The organism is Arsenophonus sp. PmNCSU2021_1 (genome assembly GCF_036919435.1).
In the GTDB taxonomy this organism is placed as follows: domain Bacteria; phylum Pseudomonadota; class Gammaproteobacteria; order Enterobacterales; family Enterobacteriaceae; genus Arsenophonus; species Arsenophonus nilaparvatae.
Map to the genome: position 1 here is coordinate 476,085 of NZ_JAZHPL010000004.1, position 16,084 is coordinate 492,168.

The 16,084-nt window shown below is 55.0% G+C and carries 20 protein-coding genes and 1 pseudogene; 13 read left to right on the plus strand and 8 right to left on the minus strand.

Annotated elements, in window-relative coordinates:
* Nucleotides 1-43: 43 nt before the first annotated feature.
* The 8 genes from V3224_RS07080 to V3224_RS07115 all read right to left on the minus strand — a co-directional run bounded on the left by V3224_RS07080 (nt 44) and on the right by V3224_RS07115 (nt 5,882).
* A complete protein-coding gene (locus V3224_RS07080; protein ID WP_334469528.1) occupies nt 44-916 on the minus strand; it encodes an IS982 family transposase in 873 nt (290 codons plus the stop codon).
* 111 nt (nt 917-1,027) lie between these two features.
* A complete protein-coding gene (locus V3224_RS07085; protein ID WP_334470338.1) occupies nt 1,028-1,636 on the minus strand; it encodes a DUF3164 family protein in 609 nt (202 codons plus the stop codon).
* 43 nt (nt 1,637-1,679) lie between these two features.
* Nucleotides 1,680-1,919, minus strand: coding sequence for a hypothetical protein (locus V3224_RS07090; RefSeq protein ID WP_334469530.1), 240 nt, complete (start codon nt 1,917-1,919; stop codon nt 1,680-1,682).
* Complete coding sequence (locus V3224_RS07095) at nt 1,903-2,322, minus strand: hypothetical protein (RefSeq protein WP_334469531.1); 420 nt, start codon at nt 2,320-2,322, stop codon at nt 1,903-1,905. The genes V3224_RS07090 and V3224_RS07095 overlap by 17 nt, the downstream gene beginning before the upstream one ends.
* Nucleotides 2,312-2,524, minus strand: a complete 213-nt coding sequence (locus tag V3224_RS07100; RefSeq protein ID WP_334469532.1) for a hypothetical protein — start codon at nt 2,522-2,524, stop codon at nt 2,312-2,314. The genes V3224_RS07095 and V3224_RS07100 overlap by 11 nt, the downstream gene beginning before the upstream one ends.
* A 2-nt stretch (nt 2,525-2,526) precedes the next feature.
* Complete coding sequence (locus tag V3224_RS07105) at nt 2,527-3,468, minus strand: AAA family ATPase (RefSeq protein WP_334470340.1); 942 nt, start codon at nt 3,466-3,468, stop codon at nt 2,527-2,529.
* Between the two features lie 69 nt (nt 3,469-3,537).
* Nucleotides 3,538-5,628, minus strand: a complete 2,091-nt coding sequence (locus V3224_RS07110) for a Mu transposase C-terminal domain-containing protein (protein ID WP_334469533.1) — start codon at nt 5,626-5,628, stop codon at nt 3,538-3,540.
* 2 nt (nt 5,629-5,630) lie between these two features.
* Nucleotides 5,631-5,882: a helix-turn-helix domain-containing protein gene (locus V3224_RS07115; protein ID WP_442889993.1), complete on the minus strand. Its 252-nt coding sequence runs from the start codon at nt 5,880-5,882 to the stop codon at nt 5,631-5,633.
* A 159-nt stretch (nt 5,883-6,041) separates the two neighbouring features.
* Here V3224_RS07115 and V3224_RS07120 point away from each other — a divergent pair, with 159 nt between their 5' ends.
* From V3224_RS07120 to V3224_RS07180, 13 genes and pseudogenes are all read left to right on the plus strand, one after another.
* Nucleotides 6,042-6,632, plus strand: a complete 591-nt coding sequence (locus V3224_RS07120) for a helix-turn-helix domain-containing protein (protein WP_334469535.1) — start codon at nt 6,042-6,044, stop codon at nt 6,630-6,632.
* 218 nt (nt 6,633-6,850) lie between these two features.
* Nucleotides 6,851-7,570, plus strand: a pseudogene (locus V3224_RS07125) (phage tail sheath family protein); the annotation flags it as partial.
* Between the two features lie 43 nt (nt 7,571-7,613).
* Nucleotides 7,614-8,138: a phage major tail tube protein gene (locus V3224_RS07130; protein ID WP_334469187.1), complete on the plus strand. Its 525-nt coding sequence runs from the start codon at nt 7,614-7,616 to the stop codon at nt 8,136-8,138.
* A 25-nt stretch (nt 8,139-8,163) separates the two neighbouring features.
* The gene (locus tag V3224_RS07135) at nt 8,164-8,487 is read left to right on the plus strand and encodes a phage tail assembly protein (protein ID WP_334469186.1); all 324 of its coding nucleotides are present in this window, start codon (nt 8,164-8,166) and stop codon (nt 8,485-8,487) included.
* The gene (locus tag V3224_RS07140) at nt 8,456-8,584 is read left to right on the plus strand and encodes a hypothetical protein (protein WP_334470379.1); all 129 of its coding nucleotides are present in this window, start codon (nt 8,456-8,458) and stop codon (nt 8,582-8,584) included. Before V3224_RS07135 ends, V3224_RS07140 begins: the two co-directional genes overlap by 32 nt.
* Nucleotides 8,585-8,618: 34 nt before the next feature.
* Entirely contained in the window at nt 8,619-11,057 is a 2,439-nt protein-coding gene (locus tag V3224_RS07145; RefSeq protein WP_334469537.1) for a phage tail tape measure protein, read from the plus strand.
* The gene (locus V3224_RS07150) at nt 11,057-11,938 is read left to right on the plus strand and encodes a phage tail protein (protein ID WP_334469182.1); all 882 of its coding nucleotides are present in this window, start codon (nt 11,057-11,059) and stop codon (nt 11,936-11,938) included. Before V3224_RS07145 ends, V3224_RS07150 begins: the two co-directional genes overlap by 1 nt.
* Before the next feature lie 14 nt (nt 11,939-11,952).
* Nucleotides 11,953-12,195 (plus strand): tail protein X, encoded by a 243-nt coding sequence (locus V3224_RS07155; RefSeq protein WP_334469180.1) that lies wholly within the window; start codon nt 11,953-11,955, stop codon nt 12,193-12,195.
* Nucleotides 12,183-13,367, plus strand: coding sequence for a phage late control D family protein (locus tag V3224_RS07160; protein ID WP_334469178.1), 1,185 nt, complete (start codon nt 12,183-12,185; stop codon nt 13,365-13,367). The genes V3224_RS07155 and V3224_RS07160 overlap by 13 nt, the downstream gene beginning before the upstream one ends.
* Nucleotides 13,364-14,005, plus strand: coding sequence for a phage baseplate assembly protein V (locus V3224_RS07165; RefSeq protein WP_334469539.1), 642 nt, complete (start codon nt 13,364-13,366; stop codon nt 14,003-14,005). The genes V3224_RS07160 and V3224_RS07165 overlap by 4 nt, the downstream gene beginning before the upstream one ends.
* Before the next feature lie 20 nt (nt 14,006-14,025).
* A complete protein-coding gene (locus tag V3224_RS07170; RefSeq protein ID WP_334469176.1) occupies nt 14,026-14,388 on the plus strand; it encodes a GPW/gp25 family protein in 363 nt (120 codons plus the stop codon).
* On the plus strand, nt 14,379-15,503 hold the full coding sequence (locus tag V3224_RS07175) for a baseplate assembly protein (RefSeq protein ID WP_334469174.1): 1,125 nt from the start codon (nt 14,379-14,381) through the stop codon (nt 15,501-15,503). The genes V3224_RS07170 and V3224_RS07175 overlap by 10 nt, the downstream gene beginning before the upstream one ends.
* Nucleotides 15,493-16,059 (plus strand): phage tail protein I, encoded by a 567-nt coding sequence (locus tag V3224_RS07180; protein ID WP_334469172.1) that lies wholly within the window; start codon nt 15,493-15,495, stop codon nt 16,057-16,059. The genes V3224_RS07175 and V3224_RS07180 overlap by 11 nt, the downstream gene beginning before the upstream one ends.
* The last annotated feature ends 25 nt before the right edge of the window (nt 16,060-16,084 follow it).

The following is a 16,084-nucleotide window of genomic DNA, read 5'->3' on the forward strand; positions in this document are numbered from 1 at the left end:
GCGACAGTTGTTTATAACCTGAGTTCGGGATAAGCATTATCAATTATACTTGAAGATACGTACCTGCAACAGGTATCTTTGGTTTAGATGGCATTAAACAATATGCAACCAGTCCGCCTAATAAATTCACTACAAAGTTAGCCGGAGAGCGATGTCGCGTATGCTCTATTTGACAAAGATTTTTTAACTCATCAAATACCGTTTCAATGACAGAACGATGACGCAAGATGGCTTTGTCGAAACAAGTCTGTTTAATAGGCTTCATTTTCTTCTTGATATTCGTTATAAGGCTAATTCCCATCGTTTTGAGTTGCTGTTTCAGTGAAGCCGATAAATACCCTTTATCTGCGTACAAACAACCAGAAAGATCCTTTGTCAGCTCAGGCAATGGTTTCCGATCATCGGTGTTTCCTGGTGTGAGTCGAAAACTGAGTATTTCCCCCAAATGATTGATAATTACATGAAGCTTGAAACCAAAGAACCAACCTGTTGAATTTTTTCCCCGTTCAGCTATCCCATTGAAGACTTTATGTCTGCGGATCCGTAAGTTATCACACACCGCTATCGGAGTAGAATCGGCAACCGATAGCCCCGTGCATTTTCCCTTAATTGACTCAAACAGTGCCGTTAACGCTAAGGCACTACGCGGAAGTAACTCTACACAGCGTGAATAGGATGGCAAGTTAAGAAATTCCTTCCGGAGATATAAGCGGACATAATAGAGATAAAATACCTTGAATTGCCTGAATCGGAGTTGATGAAACAACACAACCAGTGTCATCATTTCCGCCAACGAAAGCTGAGTAGACCGTCTACGACGCTTAGTACCGTTAGTCAGCAAATATTCATGCATTTTTGGCTCGAAGTCTTTGCAAAAATCATCCATCAGGCAATAAAGTTCAGTAAGATTTTCCATAATTGTTTAACAATGCTCTACTCTTTAACCAGACTGTTAGAGTATTTTAACAAAACAGGCTCATTCAACTATTTGAATATCAAGACTTTCTCTTTATTTCTTATCCCGAACTCAGGTTTTATAGGCTTTGTCCGCTTCCCGCTGATAAAAACGCAGATAGGTACTGCTGCCGCTGACCTTAATCGAATCGCTGACCGCCCGCATCGCCTCTTGCCATTCTTCATCGTCAATATCTAAATCCCGTAGCGCCAGCACTTCATTAATATCAATCTGTCCCTGTTTATTGACCTTAAAGGAACGCTTCACGATGGCGATTAATTTGGCATCCGCGCCATCTGACCATTTGGTAATGCAGGCCGCGATTTTTTCTTTCGCCGCCTGGATACGTTCATCAAAAATACGGTGTTCGCCCACCGCCCGAACAAGACGATATTGCCCGTCAAAGCTGGTCAGGGTGACATTGCCTTTAGCGGCCCCGTAATTGACGCCATATTCGGCGGCGGATAAATCGACAAAATCCCGAATACGTTGCAGGGCGCGCAATTTAAATTCGGCCAGTTGATGCCGGAGCTGCCGCGCCTCGGTAAACAGGCTGTCAATCAATTCATCGCGTAACAGGTCAATCGGCTTGATATGACTGACCGGCACCATATGCCCTAACGCATTAATGCGATAGCCGTCAGGGGGTGTTAGGGGAGATTTTTCAGGGTGATAATGCATATTTCGTGTTTCCTCGCTAAAAGAGTGGATAACGGCGGCGCATTTAGTCCTGCGCGTCCCAATAGACCAGACAGCCTGATAACGGTTTGGCATAGACCTGACGCCGCTGGCCCTGGTAATACAAGGTAATGGCCGTCACCGCATCGGACGCCGTCGGCTGACCCGCCGGCGGGATAATTTTTATAAACGGGCGCTGCCGATAACGCCGGGCGGACAGAATGTCGCTGCCGACCGCGCGTAACTGATAACGCACGCTATTCATCGCATCAAACATGTTCATCATGATGACCTTTCCTTTTCAGCATATTCATTGATAACCGAGCCTCACACAGTAGCGTGCTCAGTAAAACCGGCCCCGATTCGGACGGCACTGACCGCCCGGACAACAATGCCCGTAAGGTGCGCCAGGCGGCGTACCACGCCTGACGCCGGCTTGGGCCAGAGAGATAACAGCCCAGTTGCAGCGCTTCCCAGCTATCTACATCAAATCCCTGCCACCGGTAATACTGTTGCTGGGCCGGGGGCAAGGTCGCCGCCGCCATCTCATACCGGTCCAGCCAGAGGTACGGCGTTGCCCCGCGTGACAGGGTAATATTGGGCCGGATAGTCCCATCAACGTTATAGCTGGCGTAGCGGGCCATACGCCGCAGGGCGCGGACTTCATGGCGTACAGGGTTATTCATCATTGGCTCTCCTGAGTAAACGGTTCATGTCATGACATAACTGCATCATCACCTCTTGCGCATCCGGCAACACATAGAGCGCAGCGCCCCGATTGCCAAATGACACTAACAGGCTGTGTGACGATTCCAGCGAGACGGACACCACCCGCCGGGTATTGAGCAGCACCTGGCGTCCGGTGCTGTCGGTAAAGAGTACGCCGCCCATGCTCACCCCCTGGCCGGCAGCAGGTCGGTCTCGGTATACACCTCCCTGAAGGCCGCCTTGATGTATTTTTCCCCCAGTTGGGCCTGTGCATCACCGCTGGCCATCAGCCACGCCTGGCGCAGGGTGTGCGACAATACCCGCAAGGCACCGGCTTTCTGGGCAATGGCCTGTACCAGCGTCAGCTCACTCTCGCCGGTAATGCCCCAGGCGGCAGCAATCGCGGCCACATCCGCTTTTTTTGCCTTTAACAGCCGTTTAGAGCGGGCGATACGGCTGTACAACCGGGCCAGGTCATCCGCCCCCTGGGTTGAGCGGGCCGATTTCGACAGGCCGCGCGGGTTACCAATCAGTACCATACCGACCCCGGTCGCATCCTGAATGGCGCGCAGCTGCTCCAGCCCGTCAATGCCCAGGTGGTCAGCCTCATCGACAATCACCAGCCCGTGAGTGCCGGTTAGCCGCCGCCGAATTGCACGCGCCAGCGTCCCCTTGTTTCTAGGCAGGTCGCTAAGGCCCAGCGCTTCCGCCAGCTCCAGCAGACACTCGGTGATGCTGGCGTGGGCCGGGGAAAGGGTCACCATCCAGGTATTGGCATGCTGGCAGTACTGACGGGCGGCAAAGGTTTTGCCCACCCCCGGCACCCCGACAATCACATTCATGCACTGCGCCAGCCGGACAAACTGGAACACCGCCCATATCTCCTTGACCGTGGCGGTCTCCACAAACTGCGGCGGCGCAGGCAAGGTCTTTTTTTGCTGATAATCCGTCAGCCAGCGGGTTAACAGTTCACCGACCCGCTGGTTATTGCCGTTATAACTGCCGTTGATAAAGCTGGATATCACTGCGCTCGACTGGCCGGTTTCGCGGGCAATCTGCGCCTGGGTGACCTGGCCTGTATCGATTAACGGTTGCAGCTGCTTGATAATCTCTGGGTTTTCAGTCATCATCTTGCCTCCTGATAAAAGTTGTTTTGTATTTCAATCAGCCATCGGTTTGCCGACCAGATGGCTTTTTTACAACAGCGGGTCAATCTGCTGGGCTTCCAGTAATGCCAAACCCCGCTGTAGTGCCGCTTCCGTATCAAGGTCGCTCTGTTCTTCAACCTCAGCTTTTAATGCGGTATTCCCCAATTGCCGATAAACATTGACCGGTAACTCGAGGTCATTCACTTTCTCACCCGGCAACGTCAGGGTGTTTTCTGCCTCAGCAAGCGCCACTTTCTCCTCACCCCGCTTACGCATCCCTTTGATACGTTGCTGCCGGTTGTGGTATTCCGCCGTTACCGGGAAGGCCAGCTGTTTATTGCCGTCCCACAAGGCTTCACACAGGTAAGTACCGTCCATACGGCGCACGATAACCTTGCTGCCATCGTGAATGTCGTAACTCACCAGCACCTTGCGGTCGTGCTCATCGGCCAGTTTGGCGGCATAATAAATATTGTTAAGGAAACGGATTTCACAGCGCCTGACCGTGCGCTCGGTCTGTGGCATAAACAGGTCACGCAGTTCAAACTGTGTCAGCCATTCCAGCTCGGTGGCTTCGTTTTCCAGCTTCCAGCGGCGAAACTCGGCCGGACTGTAATGCTGGCCATCGGGGCGTTTGGGTAATTCACTGTGCGGACGGGCGTTGTACCACTCGACCCCGGCCTTGATTTCATCAATCAGCCTCTCCCAGGAAGGCAGCTTGCGTAGCGTGCTCTGCTGGGCGACGGTCAGTGCATGGCCCTTTGCCTGGGCATTTAAGGCGGATTTAAGCGCCTTGCCAGTCTTGCGCACGGTTTCCCGGTCAGCGCCGGTACCGTAATAAGTGGCAAAGCGGCGGGCAATGTACATGGGCAAGGTACGGTTAAGGCGTTCAATAATGCCGCGCCCCTGGGGATTGCCGGCAATACCGGTCGGGTGGTCAATCTCGAGCCGCCGCAGAATACCGGTCACGTCTGCATCCAGGGTGAGATTGGTTTCCCCACTGCCGTTATCTGAGTAGTAGAGAAACGGCTTGCCGTGAGTGGCAATGCCATAACGTAGGGCATCGGTGACGGCAATCACGTTTTCAGAGAGCGAGAGGCTCCAGCCGGTGATATAGCGGCAGCTGCCATCGAGAATAAAGGTCACTTCCGGCGAAAAAGGTTGACCGTGGTCGGGATGGGCGACTTTCATCTTCATGCCGTGACCGTCTCCAATCCAGACGTAGTTAACCGGTAAACTGCTCCAGTCGCGGCGGACAAACCCTTCCAGCTGGCGATATTCGCTGCCGGTTTTGCGCCCGCGCTGTTTGACGATTTCGGGGAGTTTATCCATCGCATACAGCACCGCATCATAGGACGGCTGCGCGGCCAACATCAGCGGCTCATCGGCATAGCGTTGTTGCCACTCGGCGCAAAAATCTACATAGGCCTCTTTCATGCTGCACCCGTTTGGCTTGCGATAGTGCGCCAGATAGTCATGTAACCAGGCGATTTGCTCCGGCTTAACGACTTCACGCTTACCCGGTGCCAGCACTATCAGACGTTCGGCGGGGGTAGTGGCCTTTCTGTAGTCGGCCAGCCAGCGCTTAAGGGTGATTTCACTGAGCTGACGGCTTTTGCCCTTCTTGGCATTGGCCACCTGTGCCGCTTGCGCGATGCTCTCGGGCAACTGGCCGGTTTTCGCCTGCTGGACGATAAAGCGGATGGCCTGGGCGCAGCTATAACGGGGCTGTTGGCCTATGGTGAGGATATGTTGCACCAATAACATGCGTGCATCGGCAATCTGACGTTGTTTATCCGTCAGGTCGGCTAATTTATTGCCAAGCAATGCAGGGCAACGGCGATAAACTTCCAGCTTGCCAAGCTTCTCCGGATCGGTGCTGACCTTTGATACAGTGGGTTGTTTGGCAGCAGCATCCACCGGCGCGGCGATCATCAGTTGTTGAAGATGACGCTCACGGATCGCACATTGTGCTTCCGCCGGTAAGCAATCTATGTGGTACTCGTAAGCCTTGGTGCCGGGACGTTTACGTACCAAATCGGGCGTATTTTTCGTTAAACGCGCCAATATCTCTCTAATGCCTTTAGTAGTTTTAGGGAGACCCATTACGCCAATAAGTTCTTTAGCAACAACAAACATAATTATGATGCCTTACGTATGTAACTTTTAATCTTGTAACGGCTGGGCCAAATGGTTTCCGGTTCGACCCCCAACGCTTGGGCAATAATCTTCTGATAAGTCTTACAGGGCGTGCGTAAAACCGTTTTGAGCGAATCCTTGCTGTAACCGGCTTGCAAGGACAGTAAGCGAAACGACAACCCTCGCTTATGGATCTCCGCTTTAATGATCTCAGGGTGCCAATCAGCACACATGTCTTCTTTTTTGCTCATCATTCGTCTATCCTAAAAAGTTATCCGCATGAATAACTGAAAAGTTATGCGTACAGGTAAAGTATAAGAACCAAAAGAAACCAATTCAAGGTTTCTTTGTGGTTTTAATGGTTTTATTTATTTCTTTTTATAAATCAATGCAATAAGTTGCAGGTGCTGGTGATGACAAAAAAACCTAGTCGTACTTTTCTTGAACCCGAAAAAGAACCGGTAATCGAGAGAATTTTTCAATTGGTTGATAGATATTCATCTAGAAGTGAAGCCGCAAGGGCTTGGGGGATTAATGTTAGTACATTAAAAAATTATTATAAAAGAAGACACTTAAAGCCAAGCCCTAGACGAAGCCAGTTATTGAAGATAGCCGAGCACGAAGGCGTTTCTCTCAATTGGCTTCTTAATGGTGAAGGCGACATTTATGAATCCGACAAAAAAACCCAAGAACCCAATAAGTTGGTTTCAAATGGAGATGCCGAACGGAAGCTTTTTGAGCTTTTATCGCTTCTGACGGATCAAGAAAAGTTAAGATTATTCGAGATTCTTGCTCGTAAAGGACTTGAGACAGTTTTTCACCTACTTGATACAGAAAATCAAGCACTTCTAGAACTAAAAGGAGATAGAAAACGAATAGCTTTACGGTTAGAATCCATGTCAGAAGAACAGCTTAGAGAGATTTTATCCAAAATTGAAATCAGTGCCGGAGAAACCATTTCAGAAATAGATCACATTGATGCTAACATCAGGGTCAGAGCATGAAATAAGCCTTGGCCCAGTAAAACTGTCTTATAAATGCAATTTAAAGGGCATTAAAGCTTGTTTGTAGCGGTATCAAATATTTTACTTACAGGTAAACAATTGCTTATTTTTTAAGCATCGGTATCAAATCAGAAAATCGCTTCTAACCTCAAGAAATCCCATGAGTTCCCGCCAATTCCCGGATATTCCCACGAGTATCAAATAAATTACTTCTCTATACGTTTGCCCAGGCGATAGCCGGACGCGGGCCACAAGGCACCATTAATTTTAATACCGCCTCTGACCGGGTACGCCTGTGTTATCCGCAGGTCAAGGTCTATGACAAGGCGACGAATCAGAATCGTCTGGAGCCGCTCTCAGCGCGCGCGGCGGGCCTGCGGGCAAAAATTGACCGGGAAAAAGGGTTCTGGTGGTCGTCTTCCAATCAGGAATTGATGGGCATTGTCGGGATTGAGCGCCCGTTAAGTGCGCGCATTGATGATGCCAATAGCGAGGTCAATCTGCTTAACCAGAACGGCATTACCACGGTGTTTAACCGCTTTGGTAGCGGATTACGCCTGTGGGGCAATCGCACCGCGGCCTGGCCGACCGTGACGCATCTGAAGAATTTTGAAAATGTGCGGCGCACCGGGGATATGATTAATGAATCTATCCGCCATTTCAGTCTGCAATATATTGATCGCCCCATTAATCAGGGGCTGATTGATGCGCTGACCGAATCCGTGAATGGCTATGGTCGGAGGTTGATTGCCGATGGGGCGCTGCTGGGTTTTCACTGCTGGTATGACCCGGCGAAGAACACCAAGGATGCGCTCAGTCTGGGGCAGTTGAAACTGAATTACAAATACACCCCACCGCCGCCGATGGAGCACCTGACCTTTGAGACGGAAATCACTAATGACTATCTCACCTTCCTGAAAAGTGGGGTTTCCACATGAGCGTGACGCACAGGGTCAATAAGATAACGATAAGGAGGAGATGATGGCGGGCAATGCACTGCATTTTATGACCAATGCCAACGTCTACCTGGACGGCAATAGCCTGATAGGTCGGGAAAAAGAAATCAAGCTACCGGAAATCAACGTGGTGCAGCAGGAGCATCAGGCGCTGGGGATGATAGGCAAAATTCAGTTACCGGCGGGGTTTGACAAGCTGGAAGGGGAGATTCACTGGACCAGCCTGTATGAAGAAGTGGCGCTGCGTACCGCCAATCCCTTCAAGGCGTATCCGCTGCAATGTCGCGGTAGCCTGCAGCGCTATAACCCGGCACAGGGTCGCCAGGATGAATTACCCGTCGCGGTGTTTATGACGGTGATGTTCAGCAAAAATAGTCTGGGCAGCTTTAAGCAGCATGAGGTGCCGGAGATGAGCAGCAGTTTTACCTGCAGCTATATCAAGCAGGTGATGGATGGCCAGGTGCTGCTGGAGCTGGATGTGATCGCCAATATTTTTAAAATCAACGGTGAAGATATGCTCACCGATTATCGCGCCAATCTGGGCGCTTGACAGTAACAGGTAAGGAATAACCCTCATGACACCGTCTTTACATTACACCTTGCAATACCCTTATGCCCTGGGCAGTGGTGAAAGGCTAACCCAGGTCAGCTTAAACCGGCTCAAGGTCAGTGACATCAAGGCGGTACGCCGCTTAAGTGAAAACGCCAATGACTGGGACAGTCTGTTGATTGCCCGTATGACCGGCCTGATACCGGAAGATATCGACAATATGGATTTGGTGGATTATCAGCAGTTGCAAGACCACTTTCGCCAGTTTGCGGGGCTGGATGCACTCGCCGAAGGCGCTGCGTCAGGCGCAGGCCCTGTTGGCGAGATGGTTCCGTTGGCAGCCGAGTGAGCTGGATGCGCTGACCGTGGTGGAATTTGAGGACTATTTACAGGAAGCCGCCGCCCAAATCCGGCAGGAGCACGGGCAACGCGGGACAAGTACTTAACCGTTAATCAGACGTAACACAGGCAGGTGACTCGGTGGCCAACACATTTTCGATTGGGGTGGTGATTAAGGGGGCGGTGGCCAGTGCCTTTCGCTCGGCGATGGGTGACTCCCGACGTAGCCTCAATCTGTTAGGGGACACCACCCGTCGTCTGCAGACTCGTCAGCAACAACTGACCCAGGCAATGACCCGCTACGGTCAGTTGGGCGGTCAGGCTGCGCGTAACCTTAATAGCGAGCTGGGTCGGGTGGGTCAGACACTTTCCCGTCTCGAGCAACAGCATCGCCGTTTGCATCACACTATGATGGCCAGTCAGATTGCCGGGCAACAACGACAGGCCCTGATGGGGCAAGGACTGGCGTTAGGGGCCACCACGGCGGCAGCGGTGGGCGCGGTCGCGCCGTCTGTCAAGCAGTCGATGACCTTTCAGGACAATCTGGTCGATATGGGTATCACCGCCGGTTACGACGGTGCCACCCAGGCGGCGCTGGGTAAAGATATCCGCGCCTGGAGCCAGCAATACAACCAGACGCAGGATGATTTACAGGCCGCCACCCGTGCGCTTATTGGCAATAACATTGACAGCCTGGACGCTATTCGCGCCTACCTGCCACACATCGCCCGCGGCGCAACCGCCACCCGCACCTCCGCTGAACTGTGGGCACAGGCGGCGGTGACCACCCAGCAGTGGTTGGGCATTGCCGCGAAAGATTTTGCTGTGGTACAGAACATCATGGCGCAAGGGGGTAAGGCTGGGTCATTTGAAATCGCTGACCAGGTGAAGTGGTTGCCGGAGCTGGCACCACAAATGGCCAACATAGCCCAGGGTAAAGCGGCGGTGGCCGAGATGGTCGCTGCCTTGCAGGTAGCCAAAATGGGTGCCGGTAGCACCGATAAAGCGGCGAACAATTTCAATAACTTTCTGGAAAAACTGTACGCCCCTGAAACTAAAAAACGTTTTGGTGATGTCGGTATCGATATTGAAAAATCACTCATGCAGCAAAAAGCGCACGGGATTTCGCCGATTGAAGGGATGATGAATACCCTGCAAACCTATCTGGCGCAAAAGAGTCCCGAGGCGCTGGCGCAATTTAAATCAGCGATGGCGCTGCAGGACGATACCGCCCGCGATAAAGCGTTACTGGCCCTGCAGCAGAACTTTGGCTTAGGTGAACTGTTTGCCGATATGCAGGTGATGGCCTTTGTGCGTCCGATGCTGGCCAATATGGACAAGTACCGGCAAATCCGCGCCCAGGCCCTGGCGGCCGCGGACAAGGATGTATTAGGCAGTGACTATAAAAAACGGCTTGAATCCCCCATTGAACAGATGAAAAAGTTAGGCATTGCCAGTCAGGATTTGTCGCTGAGTCTCGGTGATGCACTAAAACCAGCGGTAGAGAATTTAGCCGCCACGGTACTCCCTTATGTGAACGCCGCCAATGCCTGGGTCAAAACCCACCCCCAGCTGGTCAGTGGTATGGCTAAAACGGTGGGCGCGCTCCTGTTGTTTAAGGGGGGATTGTTGGCCACAAGGTTGGCGTTCAATCTGCTGGGTTCGCCGATACGCCTGCTGTGGGGCGGGTTTACCCGGCTGCGTACCGGTTGGTTATTACTCAGCACCGCCTTTGGCATGGGTGGGCGCTTAAGCCGCTTCGCGGGCAGTGCGGGACGATTAGGTAAGGTGTTGGCCGGCGGACTGGTGACGGGCCTGCGCCTCGCCGGACACGCACTGCTGTGGCTGGGGCGGGCACTGATGTTTACCCCTATCGGCCTGACTATCACCGCGATTGCCGCCGGCGCTTACCTGATTGTCCGCTACTGGACGCCGATAAGCGCTTTCTTTCAGGCCCGTTGGGCCGAGGTGAAACAGGCGTTTTCCGGCGGTATTGCGGGCGTTGGGGCACTTATCCTTAACTGGTCGCCAGTGGGTCTGTTCTATAAAGCCTTTGCCGGGGTGATGAGCTATTTCCATGTTGAACTGCCCGCCCATTTTACCGATGCGGGTCGCCAGCTGATTGAGGGTCTGGTCAACGGGATCAAGAGTCGTTTAACCGCCGCCAAAGAGGCGATTGTCCATTTTGGTGACAGTGTGTCGGGCTGGTTTAAGGAAACGCTGGGGATCCTCAGCCCTTCTCGTGTTTTCGCCGGATTGGGGGACAATATTGTGCAGGGGGCGGTGCTGGGCATTACCCGCACCACGCCCGCGTTAGAACGCGCCGTCGGCGGCCTGATGCCGCTGATGCAACCGCCGTCCCCGCGTGTGCCCCACTGGCCTGATACCCCGATCTCCCCTGCCGGTCAGGGGAAGGCTTTTTCAGGCATGCAGATCACCTTTGCGCCGCAGATTGTGATGAACGGTCAGTCGCAGACGACCCCGGCGGCGTTGCGTGATGCATTGGCTATCAGTGTGCGTGAGCTGGAAAAACGCCTGGCGCAGCTGATGCACCAACAACAACGGCGGGCCTTTCACTGATGCTGGCGATACTCGGTGAGATTGAAGTGCAGTTACAGACCGGCTTTACCGCGCTGGAAGCCATCCTTGGCGGTGAGTTTGCCGAGCAGGCGCGCATTGGCCGTAAACCGGGTCTGCAGTGGGTCGGCGACAAGTGCGATGAATACAGTTTAAGCGTGCGGTTTCATCAGCAGTACTGTCAACCGACCGCGCAATGGCAACGGCTACAGGCCGCCTGTCGTGCCCACCAGGCACTGGCGTTTGTGCTCGGCAATGGCGAGTACCTGGGGCATTTTGTGATCACCACGCTTACCGGTCGTACGGTGTTGGCGCATGCCGACGGTATCGCCCAATGCCTGGAGGTCGATATCAGTCTGCGTGAATTTACCGGCGATCTGCGCCAACCACTTAAGCCGCCGGCGATGGCCACGACACTGAACAGAAAAGCCGCCGGGCTAACCCGGGCAATAGCCACCGGTACACCGCTATCGCGGGCGGTGGGTCTGGCCCGTCAGGCGCAGTCGGCACTGGCCACGGCCTCACAGGCGATCCGGGTGGTGCGCCAGATGAAAACGGATCCGGTCGCGGCGTTAACGCGCCTCCCTGGGGTCATTACTAGCTTAGGTGAGGTGGCCACCCCGTTGATACAGGCGCAGCCGTTGTTGGCCGGCCTGGAAGCCCATTTTCCTGCGGCCAGTCAGCTGACCCGAGCGGCGGGCAAGGTGGCGACCACGGCCAGCCAGGCGAAAAACACGCTCAGTGCTCTGACCCCCGGTACCGGCCAGGCACTGCCCGGTGCACTGGATACGGTGGCCGGTCAGGTGGGCGGTGCCCTCAGTACCTGGAACGACGTCACCCCGCTGCTGAGCCGTCTGACGAGCCATCTGGTGACGCGCCGCTAAAGGAGAACAGGACGATGTTTGCAAGCCAACAGGAAGAAGAACATAAGCCAGGTGTCTGGCAGCATATTACCCGTGAGGGCGAGCGCTGGGATACGCTGGCCGCCTACTATTACGGTGACGCATTGGGCTATGTGCGGATCATTGCCGCCAATCCTGATATCCCCATTACACCGGTGTTGCCTGCCGGCATCACCCTGGCTATCCCGTTGATTAACGCACAGGACAGCGTTGAGGAGACACCGCCATGGTTGCGTTAATGACACAACGACAGCAGGCGGTACCGGCCCCGACCTGGACCCTGCATTATGGCCAAAAGGACATCACGCACGATATCACCCCGGACGTGCTCGGGATCCGCTTTACCGATCAGCTCAGTGGCCAGTCTGATGAGCTGACGGTCGAACTGGAAGACAGCGCCGGGCGCTGGCGTGGGGCCTGGTATCCGGGTAAAGGCGACACGCTCTCATTGGCGCTCGGCAGGGTCGGCGCGCCATTACGTCCCTGTGGCACCTTTTCGATTGATGAAATAGAGCTTAGTGGCCCGCCGGATACGGTGTCGCTGCGTGGGTTATCCGCTTCGGTGACCACCGCGCTGCGAACCCGGAGCTACCGGGCGTTTGAGCAGACCAGCCTGGCGGCCATCGCCCGGCGGATTGCCCAAAAACACCACCTGACACTGGAAGGGCTGATTGCGCCGCTGCCCCTTGACAGGGTCACGCAGCAACATGAAACCGACCTGGCTTTTTTGCGCCGGCTGGCGGAGGAGTACGGCTATATCGTTAAAGTCACGCCGAGCAGGCTGATTTTTTCTGAGCGCATCAGATTGCGAGAAGCCTCGCCAGTTAACGTCATTACCCCGCAAGCCGTCAGTCATTACAGCCTGCGCGATACGCTTAACCGTATCTACCAGCAGGGCAAGGTGAAATACCAGGACAGCCAGCGCAAACAACTGGTCACGGTCGGTATCAAGGCCGATGGCACGATAGGCGACGTGGCGCGAGAAACGGCGCCTCAAAAACAGGGACGTTCAACCAGCGCCGATACCTTAAGACTGCACAGCCGGGCACGGAGCCGGGAAGAAGCGACTGCCAAGGTGTGTGCGGGGCTGAACCGGCATAATGAATATCAACGGGTGGCGACGGTAGCGCTGGCGGGCAATACGGCGTATCAAGCCGGGTTAACCGTGCGCCTGGCCGATTTTGGTCGCCTGTCCGGGGTGTGGCTTATCACCGAAGTCCGCCATGCCCTGTCGCGCCAAAGCGGGTACACCTGTGAACTCACCTTGGGCCAGGGGCCGATGGCGCGCATGAACAGGAAAACGATTCGCGCGGATCAGTCGGCGACCCCACCGGTGATGGGGGTGAAAGCCGATGGCAGCGTGGGGCCGCTGAGTGAAAAAGAGATGACAATCGGAGAAAAGCCACCATGAAAGCACTGCAATTGATGTTCGGTACCATCAGCCAGATTGATGAGCAAAACGTCCGGGTACGGGTACGGCTGCCGACCTGTGATAACCTGCGCACCGCCTGGTTGCCGGTATTGCAACGCAACACCCAGGATAACAAGGATTACGGGCTACCGGATTTAGGTGAACAGGTGAGTCTGCTGCTGGATGCTGACGGTGATGACGGCGTGGTGTTAGGGGCGGTGTATTCCGAGGTAGACCCCCCCACGGTGGCAAACCGCGATAAACGTCGGGTGGATTTTGCCGACGGGACTTTTGTCGAGTATGACCGCAAAAACCACGCGATGGCTATCGGGGGCGAGATACAGGCCCTGACGCTGACCACCCAGACCACGGTGCTGATTCAAACGCAAAATGCGACGGTGAAGGCAAGTAAAACCCTGTTTTTGGATGCACCCGATACGGTCGCGACGGGCAACCTGACGGTGCAAAAGCAACTGACGTACCAGGGCGGCATGAGCGGTTCGGGCGGCAGTGGCGCGACAGCCATCATTGACGGCACGCTCCAGGCCAGCGGCGATATCCAGGCAGGTCGGGTGTCGCTGCAAGAGCATCAACATAGCAACGGGCATGACGGTAAACCCACCGGCAAGCCGTTATAAGTGAGGGAGGAACGCGTTTGATGAACACAATGACCGTCCTCAGCGCCGCAGACTGGCAACCCGCGCTGCATGCATCGGGTGAGCGGGTCAGTGGCGTCGAAGATATTCAGCAGTGCCTGCGACTGATTTTAGGCACCCCAAAAGGCAGCGACCCGCATCGACCGGATTTTGGCAGTGACCTGCATCGCTATCTGGATATGCCGGTTGAGCGGGCCTTGCCGCATGTGGTACGGGAAACGGTGGAGGCCATCAGGCGCTGGGAGCCCCGATGCGAATTACATCAGGTGCGGCTTAATGCGCAGGGTGAGCGGGTGAATCTCCTGCTGCGCTGGCGACTGCCGGGCAGTCAGGTCAACGCACAAACGGAGGTGGCATGGCGTTAACCCTCGAGAAGCCGGTTTTTATTGCAGCGGATGCGCAGACCATTACCCGCGAGATGATCACGGACTATGAAGCGGCCAGCGGCAAGACCCTGTGGCCGGCGCAGGCTGAGCGGCTATTGATTGACCTGTTCGCCTACCGGGAAACCCTGGTGCGCAGTGCCATTCAATCCGCCGCCGAACAAAACCTGGTGGCCTTTGCCCGTGCGCCAATGCTGGATTATCTGGCCGAGCTGGTCGGCGTTTACCGTCTACCGGCTCAACGGGCACGCACCACGGTGGAATTTTCACTGGCGGCCCCGCCCTCGGTGACGATACCGATACCAGCCGGCACACGGCTCAGCGCCACGGACAGCCTGCTATTTACCACCGACAGCGAAGTCAGGCTGACGCCGACGGCATCCACGGTGACGGTGAGTGCGACCTGCAGCGAGGCGGGAACAAAGGGTAACGGTTGGCAACCGGCGCAAATCAGCACCCTGATGGAGGCCATCGATGACGGGGATATTCAGGTCACCAATACCACGCCAAGCGAAGGCGGCTCAGACGCGGAGGATGATGAGCATCTACGCAACCGTATCCGTCTGGCTCCGGCGTCCTTCAGTACCGCCGGTTCCCGTGAAGCGTACCGTTTTCATGCCATGAGTGCCCATCCGGGGATTTGTGATGTGGCGGTGACCCGCCCGAAACCCGGCACGGTCAATCTATATCCGCTGCTGACCAGCGGGCTGCCGGACAAGACGGTGCTCAGCCTGGTGACGGCCCTGTGCTCGGAAGAGCGGGTGCGCCCGCTGAATGATACAGTGCAGGTGCTGACCCCTGAAAAGGTTGACTATACGATTAGTGCGCAACTGACCTGTTATGCCAGCCAGCCGGGCGAGCCGGTACTGAAACAGGCGCGGCAGGCCGCTGAGCAGTATGCGGCAAGCCAGGCTAAACAGCTGGGTCGGGATATTGTGCCCAGCCAGATTATCGCGGCACTCTCGGTCCCCGGCGTTTACCGGGTGCAGCTCACGAGTTTCACTACCCTTGAGCCGACGGTACTGGCCGCGCAGCAATGGGCGCATTGTAGCGACATTCAGTTGACCCTGGGCACGGAGAGCGGCGATGACCGATAACAGCCTGTTACCGCCGCTGCTGGCGGCAGAGAGCCATTTTCAGGCGCTGGCGGCACAGGCCGCGCGGTTGCAGCAGATTGACCTGACGCCGCTGCTGGTTTATCTGCTGGATATGACCGAGGCGTCGGCCTTGCCCTGGCTGGCAGAGCAGCTGGCGTTAACCGGGGTCAATGGCTGGTCTCTGGCAGAATCGGATGATGCGCGCCGGGCGATGCTGAAATCGGCCATCACGCTGCATCGCTATAAGGGCACCCCCTGGTCGATTCGTGCCATGATACGGGCGCTGGGATTTGGGGAGGTGACGATAACCGAAGGGGGAGCAGCCCTTAAACCTGAACAGGCCACCGCGTATCCCGATGGCGAGACTCACTGGGCACTGTACCGGGTCATTCTTAACCAGCTGATCACCAATGACCAGGCAGCAAAATTGCGCGAGACGCTGGCGGCCTTTGCGCCGGCGCGGAGCGAACTGGTGGCGCTGGATTATACGGCAGTGCCGCTGCGCTATAACGCTCAGACGACCTACCATGGGCGCTATAATCATGGCAGCAGTTAAAAGTATGCAAAAACAGTTAATCCAT

What these genes read in the sequence shown, in the direction of transcription:
- V3224_RS07080 (WP_334469528.1), bottom strand. Translation starts at nt 916, where the DNA reads ATGGAAAATCTTACTGAACTTTATTGCCTGATGGATGATTTTTGCAAA.
- V3224_RS07105 (WP_334470340.1), bottom strand. Translation starts at nt 3,468, where the DNA reads ATGACTGAAAACCCAGAGATTATCAAGCAGCTGCAACCGTTAATCGAT.
- V3224_RS07095 (WP_334469531.1), bottom strand. Translation starts at nt 2,322, where the DNA reads ATGATGAATAACCCTGTACGCCATGAAGTCCGCGCCCTGCGGCGTATG.
- V3224_RS07135 (WP_334469186.1), top strand. Translation starts at nt 8,164, where the DNA reads ATGACACCGTCTTTACATTACACCTTGCAATACCCTTATGCCCTGGGC.
- V3224_RS07090 (WP_334469530.1), bottom strand. Translation starts at nt 1,919, where the DNA reads ATGATGAACATGTTTGATGCGATGAATAGCGTGCGTTATCAGTTACGC.
- V3224_RS07180 (WP_334469172.1), top strand. Translation starts at nt 15,493, where the DNA reads ATGACCGATAACAGCCTGTTACCGCCGCTGCTGGCGGCAGAGAGCCAT.
- V3224_RS07110 (WP_334469533.1), bottom strand. Translation starts at nt 5,628, where the DNA reads ATGTTTGTTGTTGCTAAAGAACTTATTGGCGTAATGGGTCTCCCTAAA.
- V3224_RS07100 (WP_334469532.1), bottom strand. Translation starts at nt 2,524, where the DNA reads ATGGGCGGCGTACTCTTTACCGACAGCACCGGACGCCAGGTGCTGCTC.
- V3224_RS07085 (WP_334470338.1), bottom strand. Translation starts at nt 1,636, where the DNA reads ATGCATTATCACCCTGAAAAATCTCCCCTAACACCCCCTGACGGCTAT.
- V3224_RS07175 (WP_334469174.1), top strand. Translation starts at nt 14,379, where the DNA reads ATGGCGTTAACCCTCGAGAAGCCGGTTTTTATTGCAGCGGATGCGCAG.
- V3224_RS07120 (WP_334469535.1), top strand. Translation starts at nt 6,042, where the DNA reads ATGACAAAAAAACCTAGTCGTACTTTTCTTGAACCCGAAAAAGAACCG.
- V3224_RS07155 (WP_334469180.1), top strand. Translation starts at nt 11,953, where the DNA reads ATGTTTGCAAGCCAACAGGAAGAAGAACATAAGCCAGGTGTCTGGCAG.
- V3224_RS07115 (WP_442889993.1), bottom strand. Translation starts at nt 5,882, where the DNA reads ATGATGAGCAAAAAAGAAGACATGTGTGCTGATTGGCACCCTGAGATC.
- V3224_RS07160 (WP_334469178.1), top strand. Translation starts at nt 12,183, where the DNA reads ATGGTTGCGTTAATGACACAACGACAGCAGGCGGTACCGGCCCCGACC.
- V3224_RS07150 (WP_334469182.1), top strand. Translation starts at nt 11,057, where the DNA reads ATGCTGGCGATACTCGGTGAGATTGAAGTGCAGTTACAGACCGGCTTT.
- V3224_RS07130 (WP_334469187.1), top strand. Translation starts at nt 7,614, where the DNA reads ATGGCGGGCAATGCACTGCATTTTATGACCAATGCCAACGTCTACCTG.
- V3224_RS07170 (WP_334469176.1), top strand. Translation starts at nt 14,026, where the DNA reads ATGAACACAATGACCGTCCTCAGCGCCGCAGACTGGCAACCCGCGCTG.
- V3224_RS07165 (WP_334469539.1), top strand. Translation starts at nt 13,364, where the DNA reads ATGAAAGCACTGCAATTGATGTTCGGTACCATCAGCCAGATTGATGAG.